This window comes from Haloferax sp. s1 (assembly GCF_058382125.1).
On the sequence record NZ_JBZRPK010000558.1, the window covers coordinates 1 to 7377 of the forward strand.

Here is a 7377-nt window from a genome sequence, read left to right on the forward strand (position 1 = left end):
ACCCGAACGAGCACGAACAGACCTAGTAACCGTTCTTTTTCAGGGTTCGAAGTCCACTGTGAGAGTTCGAAAACGATGGCATGGTGAGATAGGGTACCGAGGAATGGAAAGTTGATGGGAGAAAGAAACCTCGCTAAATCATGAGTTGCACGTCGGCGTCGGCCATGTGTTGGAGGGCCGTCGACGCGCCGACGCCGGTCGTAACGCCGTCGTAGAACTCGTCTTCGTCGTAGCCCATCAGTTCGATGGTCATCTGACACGCCTGCAGGTCGACGCCCATATCGAGGGACGTCTCGATGAGTTCCTCGATGGTTGCGGTCCCGTTTTCTTTGATTTTCTTTTCCATCATGCTCGTGGCGACGTTATCCATGAAGGGCAATGCGGCGACGGCGTTGGGCATCGGCATGCTCGGATTGCCGACCGCACTGAGTTTGAGGTTCTTCGACTTCTCCTCGTGGAGAATTTCGAGCCCCCAGAACGTGTGGAAGACCACGACATCCCACCCGAACGCGGCCGCCGTGCTCGCGAGGATAAGCGGCGGATACGCCATGTCGAGGGTCCCTTTCGTTGCGATGATGGTCATCGACTTCTGTCCGCTGTCGTCGGTCGCCTCGCGGAGGTCCGAAACCTCCGCTTCGAGGGCTTGTATCTGTGCCCGAAGGTCTTCGACGGAGGCGGTCGTCGTGTCGACGGGCGCGTCAGCGTCGGAGCTCATTCCTTCTGGATGTAGTGGAGGAAGACCGCTTCGCCTCCTTCCTCGGCTTCTTCTTGGTCGAGCATCGAGACGCCGTCGGTCGTGTCGGCCCATCCCTTTAGGTCGCTCATGCTCCCCGAGTCGGTTGCGACGACTTCCAGAATCTCACCGCCGGAGAGGTCGTCGACCGCACCGCGGGTCTTGACGACGGGCATTGGGCAGGACAGTCCTTTCACGTCGAGGGTATCGGTAGGTTCGTATTCACTCATATTTCGAGTTCACCTGTGTTGGGTGCATCCCACAATATAATGGTGCTTCGTAAAAGTTTGTCGATTCTTGGGATGACAATACAATATCAAACTCTCGCTATTATATTGCCCATAATGGCCGGAATAACGTCGTCTAAGCTAGATTATACGCCCACCGATACACAGCTATACATCTGAGCCGGATACTCACGAGGCAGATAGTCTTGTGATAATTTGGAACGACTACCCAAATCCTTAAGTCTGGACATCCAATAGTGGGTGATGAATACATGGCTGTTCCAGATCTGCCGAAACTCGACGTCGAAGTGCCCGTCATCGAACCCGAAGCACTCAAGTCGCGTATCGACGACGGTGAGACGCTTACCATTCTCGACAATCGGGTTCCCTCCGAACACGAGGACTGGCGCATCGATGGCGAGAACGTTTCGCACGTCAACATTCCGTACTTCGAGTTCATGGACGAGGACCTCGACGAGTCACTATTTGAAGACTTACCGGAGGACGAGGAATTCGTCGTCCTCTGTGCGAAAGGCCACTCTTCCGAGTACGTCGCCGGGTTACTCATCGAGGAGGGATACGATGCCGTCGCCCTCGAACGCGGGATGAACGGCTGGGCAAGTGTCTACGAGTACACCGAACTGGAGACCGACGGCGACGCCGTCGTCGCGCAATACCAGCGCCCATCCAGCGGGTGTCTCGCCTATCTCATCGTCGACGGTGACGAAGCCGCCGTCGTCGACCCGCTTCGGTACTTCGCCGACGAATACGTTGCCGACGCGAAGGCGCTGGGCGCGGAACTGACGTACGCCATCGACACGCACATCCACGCGGACCACATCAGCGGTGTCCGCACGCTGGTCGAAGATGCGGGCGTTACGGGCGTCATCCCCGAAGCCGCAGAAGCCCGTGGCGTCGACTACGACACCGACTACGAGACCATCGCGGACGGCGAGACGCTGACCGTCGGCGACACGGACATCGAAGCTATCTACACGCCCGGCCACACGACCGGCATGACGACCTACAAGGTCGACAACGTGCTCTTCACCGGTGACGGCCTGTTCATCGAGTCCGTTGCTCGCCCCGACCTCGAAGACGGCGACGAAGGCGCGCCCGATGCCGCGGGCATGCTCTACGATTCGCTCCAAGAACGCATCCTTTCGCACGACGACGACTTCCTCGTCGCGTCCGCACACTTCAGCGACGCGGCAACCCCTGCCACCGACGGTAGCTACACCGCGACCCTCGGGGAACTCACGGCTACGATGGACGCACTGCACATGAACCGCGACGAGTTCGTCGAATTCATCCTCTCGGACATGCCGCCACGGCCGGCTAACTACATTGACATCATCGAGACCAACCTTGGCGTCCAGGAGTCGGACGACGACCGTGCGTTCGAACTCGAACTCGGACCGAACAACTGCGCGGCAAGTAACGAAGCCTTGACGAACTAAATGACGGGTCTGACGCCGCTCCTCGTCGACAGCCTCTTCCCGAACGGTATTGCGAACTACGCGCTCGGTGGTTTCCTCATCGGTCTGGGGACGGCCATCATCTACCTCGGGACGGGCATCACTGCAGGTGCGAGCACCTTCCTCGAATCGACACTGTCGTACGTCTCCGACCTCCCACGGTTCAACAAGGCGAAGTACGTCGCATCGCGCAACTGGCGCGTCGTCTTCACCCTGAGCATCGTTTCCGGGGCCGCCCTCTACACCGTCACACTCGGTGATGGCTGGTGGGTCTCGGAGGTCCAACCGTGGCGCTTCGCCCTCGGCGGCGTCCTCGTCGGCATCGGCACACGTATCGGGAAAGGGTGTACGTCCGGCCACGGTGTCTGTGGTGTCGGCTCGCGCTCGCGAACCTCGCTCGTCAACGTCGCCACCTTCATGCTCGTCGCCATCGGGGTCGCACAACTCCTGAGTGCACTGGGTGTGTCGCCATGAGTAACGACGGACGCGGACTTGGGTTCCTGTTGGTCGTCATCCTCGGCGGTCTGATATTCGGGTTCGGTCTCGGACTGAGCAACATGGCCCGACCGGAGGTCGTCCTCGACTTCCTCCAGTTCGACGACTTCGGACTCCTCTTCGTCATGGGCGGAGCCGCAGTCGTCACCGGAATCGTCTTCGCGCTCGCCGAAGCGTCCGACAGTCGCGCGCCGATTACCGGCCGTAACTACGGTCGCCGACTGAAATCGTTCGACAAGAACGTCGTCGTCGGTGGCGTCATCTTCGGCGCTGGCTGGGGTATCTCCGGCATCTGCCCCGGGGCTGCGTACGCCAGCCTCGGCGTCGGCAACTATCCCATTCTCATCGCCATCGGCGGGATGTTCGCCGGTGCGTACCTGCAAGGGCTGTGGCGCGCTCGTCGCGCCGACAGCGCTGCTCGCAGCACCTCGGCCGACTGAAACGGCCCACAGCGAACCCGTTTCGCTCACTATCGCTTCGTTTTTCGGAATCTTTCGGTCGTAGATTCACCCGACTCTGTCACCTCTCCCTCGGGTGAGCCACTTTGCTACCGTCACGCCGGAACGCGTCGGGAGCTTTCGTCGTAATCTCTGTCACGAAGTTCATTGAAATCTCCGTCACGAAGCCCATTGCAATCCCCCGTCACGGGCTCATGTCGTGGCTTCCGCAACAGATGTAACCGTAGAATTGTCTCACCTCGTGTTCGGGTGGTAATGCCTCATAATAGTATTGTACAAGAAATGATTTATTATTCTGTCATAGATAGCGGCCATATATGTTTGTAATACTCTGAGATACAAATATTACCTACTCTTACGGTATTTCTGTGTCCAATAGATAACTTATACAAATCCAACTCCAATATGGTCTTGTATAGTTTTCCCAAAAGCGTTATATTCTCACTCCGGTTAGCCAGCACTGTACAAGAAAGTATGATTCGTACAATATACACTGGACGCCCCACGGGGTGCTGGTAAGATGTTCGGCATCGAGAGTCTGGCCGGTAACGCACAGGCAGCGGTCCTCGTCGGCGTCGTACTCGTCGAGGCGATGGTGCTGTACGTCGGCTATGGTGCGTTGACTCGTGCGCTCGGACCGTCCGTCCAGAGGCTCATCGGTGGTGAATAACCGTGTTTGAGCTATTCGGAATCTCGGCCGGAATGCTGGGCCTCTTCGTCGCGTTTGGGGTCCTCATCGGTGTTCTGTTCGGGTTCTTCGGCATGGGTGGGTCGTTTCTCGTAACGCCTGCACTCCTCGTGATGGGATACCCCTCGCGCGTGGCTGTCGGGTCTGGACTTGCCTTCGTCTTCGGGACCTCCGTCATCGCGACGCTCAAACACCGTGACCTCGGGCAAGTCGACTACAAACTCGGCGTTTCGATGATTATCGGGACCACCGTCGGTCTCGAAGTCGGGAAAGAAATCGTCCTCTACCTCGAAGAACTCGGACTCGCCGGTAACATCATCAGCGTCACGTACGTCCTGCTGCTCGGCGGTATCGGCCTGTTCGTCACGTACGAGGCGCTGAAAGGCGGCGATGACGACGGCGGCGTCAGCCACGATGTCGACGCGGACGCCGAAATCGACGCCGACGACATCCCCGAAATCGCAAAGAAGATTCAGAGCTACTCGTTGCCGCCGATGATTACTCTCCGTGGCGGGATTCAGGTCTCGCTGTGGATGATTCTTCTCGTCGCGTTCGCAACGGGTCTGCTCTCGGGGTTCCTCGGCGTCGGTGGCGGTTTCATCCGCATGCCCGCGCTGTTCTACCTCATCGGCGTCCCGGTCCCAATCGCGGTCGGGACCGACCTGTTCGAGATTATGTTCTCGGGCGGTATCGGCTCGTTCCTCTACGCCCAATCCGGCGGTGTCGACCTCTCTATCGTCGCACCCCTCTTGGCCGGCTCTGCGCTCGGTGCCCGTATCGGGTCCGCTGCGACCTCCATCGTCGACGAGGACGAAATCAAGATTTACTTCGGACTGATGCTGCTGCTCGGCGCGCTCGCAGTCGCCGTCCGCCAGGCCGGAAACTACCTCGGTATGGGCGTACTCGACTACGTCAGCCTCGCGCTCATCCTCGGGTCCGCGCTCATGGTCTCCGGTGCGGTGCTCTACAGCGCCGTCAAGTCCATTCGTGCGCCGTCGAGCGCCGGTACGTCCACGGCGGACTAATCGTCGCTCCCCGCTTCGAACACACGCTTCGACTACGTTCCTCGCATCGGCGACGACCGCACTCGCATCGAACTCGAATCAGCCGTACCAGGACTCCGCTTTTCTCCCGGTGTTGTGCAAAGCATACAAACCCTTTTGAGTGCTGACCCCGTAGCCCGAGTTGATAATGGCTAGTTCGATGGTCGAATATCTGCAATCGGACATGGAGTGTGAGGGGCTCCTCGAATGTCTCCACGGACTCAAGCAGCTCGACCGACGGTGCTTCGAGATTCTCGTCGAAAGCGAGGATCATCTGACCGTCGACGAAGTTGCCGACGCCGTAGAACGCGAGCGGTCGACGGCGTACCGCTCAATCCAGCGACTCCTTCAGGCGGGGCTCATTCAGAAAGAGCAGGTGAACTACGAACACGGCGGCTACTACCACGTCTACCACCCCACCGACCCCAACGAAGTCGCAGATGACATGCAGCGGATGCTCAACGACTGGTACGCGCAGATGGGTACGCTCATTCAGGAGTTCCGCGACAAGTACGACGAGAAGATTCTCGCCGCAGAATAACTTCGAATCGGCCGACAACACGGCGGATATTCTCCCGGCCCAAATCGATTAGGTTCCGTATTCAACCACATCCAGTTCATAGCCTTTGTTACGACCGCTCTATGTCGAAGAGTAAAAGCAGTCCCCGAAACAACGAGTTCGTCGAAGAGTGTCCCTCGTGTGAGTCACGGACCCCTCACGACGTCTCTATCGAAATCAAGACCGAGAGCCGAAAACGTGAGAACCGTGAGTTCTCCCGTGAACCGTACCGCGTGGCACAGTGTACGCGGTGCGGCGACACTCGGTCCCAGCGCATGAACGACGCGTGAACGCACCTCCTACCGTTGATTGGCAGCCAATCAACCCAATCCCCGCCAGCAAACAGGCGCCCTCGACGCACCACCGGTTCGAGAGATGACACAAGCTACTCCCAAAGACGCGCCGACTGTCCTCCTCGTCGACGACGAGGTAGCCCTCGCTGACAGCCTCGCACTGTGGCTCGAACGACAATATAACGTCAGGGTCGCCTACTCCGGACGCGAGGCCCTCCAAGCATTCGACGGCGACGTTGATGTCGTCTTTCTCGACCGAAACCTCCCCGGTCTCTCGGGTGAGTCGGTCCTCAACGAACTCCACCGACAAGCCGAGTCAGATGCGTTCGCAGTCATTATGTTGAGTGCAATGCCGGACTCCGAACTGTCCGATCTCCCCGCTGACGACACGCTCACGAAACCAGTCACGAAGACGCAACTTTTCGACGCAGTCGCTCGATTCGTCGGTAATGCTCCCGAAGCGACAGTCGATTAGTCGTCCGCCGAACGCGGCGCTATCTCGTCAAAATACGTCTCGATGAGCTTTCGCTCCGCTGTTCGAAGGTGCTCGTGAAGCGTCGGCGGTGAAATACCGAGTGAGTCCGCGACTTCCTCGGCCGTACTCCCACGTGGCCACTCGAAATACCCCGAGACGAGCGAGGTTTCGAGGACAGTCTTCTGTCGGTCGGTCAACTTCGAATCGAGTTCTCGCCGGAAGGAGTCCGCAGATTGGACCGCCCGTTCGACCTCCCGCTTTGCGAGGACGGAGACACCGGGTACCGATTTCGTGACTGCTTCGACGATGGCTCCGTGGTCTGCGTCGGCTGCAACGTGGAGCACTAGAGTTCCGTTTCCATCGGTGAGTTCCAGTCGATCGACGCTCGCGCCATGGTCGATTGCGGTCGCCAGAACTGCCTCTTCGTCGATTCGGAGCTCCAAGACGGCCTCGTCGCCGCCATCGGAAACGATGCGCGCTCGCAAGACATCAGTGTATTTGGCCGCTACCTCAACCGCGTCAGTACCCGATACACCGCCCACAGTGACGAAGCAAGCTAATTCGTCATCGAGGCGGGTCACACCGTCGAGCGAGAGAGTGCATCCGAGGTCGGCTGCGACCGCCGCGAGGGTACTGGCATCTCGTTCGAGTTGGAATTCCAGTTCGACGACGCTGTCGCCGTTGAGAAGGCGTTTGCTCTGGACCGCGTTGATTCCGTTTCCGACCGTTGCGCCGAGGTCTGAGAACAGCGCCGCCGACTCGTCGTCGAACTGTCTCGCCTCGTCGTAGACGACGAGTGCCCCATACACCGTGTCGCGGTAGACGATTGGGACACAGAGCGCTGAGATATCGCCGAGGTCGCTCGCGCGTGCTCCGAACATCGCGGCTCGGTGCTCGTCGGAGATGCGGTCGAAGATGTAGCCGTCGC

The 7377-nt window shown here is 59.0% G+C and carries 11 protein-coding genes; 8 read left to right on the forward strand and 3 right to left on the reverse strand.

What is annotated here, in order from left to right; all coding sequences use genetic code 11:
* Nucleotides 1–133 precede the first annotated feature (133 nt).
* Together QT222_RS10160 and QT222_RS10165 are read right to left on the reverse strand one after the other, a co-directional pair.
* Nucleotides 134–715, reverse strand: coding sequence for a DsrE/DsrF/DrsH-like family protein (locus QT222_RS10160; protein WP_491477099.1), 582 nt, complete (start codon nt 713–715; stop codon nt 134–136).
* Nucleotides 712–963 carry a sulfurtransferase TusA family protein gene (locus QT222_RS10165; RefSeq protein ID WP_491477100.1) on the reverse strand — a complete coding sequence of 84 codons (252 nt, stop codon included), beginning with the start codon at nt 961–963 and terminating at the stop codon, nt 712–714. Before QT222_RS10165 ends, QT222_RS10160 begins: the two co-directional genes overlap by 4 nt.
* 269 nt (nt 964–1232) lie before the next feature.
* Between QT222_RS10165 and QT222_RS10170 the strand changes: the two genes are divergently transcribed.
* From QT222_RS10170 to QT222_RS10205, 8 genes are all read left to right on the forward strand, one after another.
* Entirely contained in the window at nt 1233–2420 is a 1188-nt protein-coding gene (locus QT222_RS10170; RefSeq protein ID WP_491477101.1) for an MBL fold metallo-hydrolase, read from the forward strand.
* The gene (locus tag QT222_RS10175) at nt 2421–2912 is read left to right on the forward strand and encodes a YeeE/YedE family protein (protein WP_004057012.1); all 492 of its coding nucleotides are present in this window, start codon (nt 2421–2423) and stop codon (nt 2910–2912) included.
* Nucleotides 2909–3373: a YeeE/YedE family protein gene (locus QT222_RS10180; RefSeq protein WP_491477102.1), complete on the forward strand. Its 465-nt coding sequence runs from the start codon at nt 2909–2911 to the stop codon at nt 3371–3373. Before QT222_RS10175 ends, QT222_RS10180 begins: the two co-directional genes overlap by 4 nt.
* Nucleotides 3374–3911: 538 nt before the next feature.
* Nucleotides 3912–4061: a DUF7512 family protein gene (locus tag QT222_RS10185; protein WP_491477103.1), complete on the forward strand. Its 150-nt coding sequence runs from the start codon at nt 3912–3914 to the stop codon at nt 4059–4061.
* Nucleotides 4058–5104 carry a sulfite exporter TauE/SafE family protein gene (locus QT222_RS10190; RefSeq protein ID WP_179955374.1) on the forward strand — a complete coding sequence of 349 codons (1047 nt, stop codon included), beginning with the start codon at nt 4058–4060 and terminating at the stop codon, nt 5102–5104. The genes QT222_RS10185 and QT222_RS10190 overlap by 4 nt, the downstream gene beginning before the upstream one ends.
* 178 nt (nt 5105–5282) lie before the next feature.
* Nucleotides 5283–5663: a helix-turn-helix domain-containing protein gene (locus QT222_RS10195; protein WP_014732297.1), complete on the forward strand. Its 381-nt coding sequence runs from the start codon at nt 5283–5285 to the stop codon at nt 5661–5663.
* Between the two features lie 101 nt (nt 5664–5764).
* Complete coding sequence (locus QT222_RS10200; protein ID WP_004057017.1) at nt 5765–5971, forward strand: DUF7835 family putative zinc beta-ribbon protein; 207 nt, start codon at nt 5765–5767, stop codon at nt 5969–5971.
* An 85-nt stretch (nt 5972–6056) separates the two neighbouring features.
* Nucleotides 6057–6449, forward strand: a complete 393-nt coding sequence (locus QT222_RS10205) for a response regulator transcription factor (protein WP_491477104.1) — start codon at nt 6057–6059, stop codon at nt 6447–6449.
* Here QT222_RS10205 and QT222_RS10210 read toward each other — a convergent pair.
* On the reverse strand, nt 6446–7377 hold a 932-nt coding region (locus QT222_RS10210; RefSeq protein ID WP_491477105.1), incomplete at its 5' end, for a bacterio-opsin activator domain-containing protein. The two genes, QT222_RS10205 and QT222_RS10210, sit on opposite strands and share 4 nt — an antisense overlap.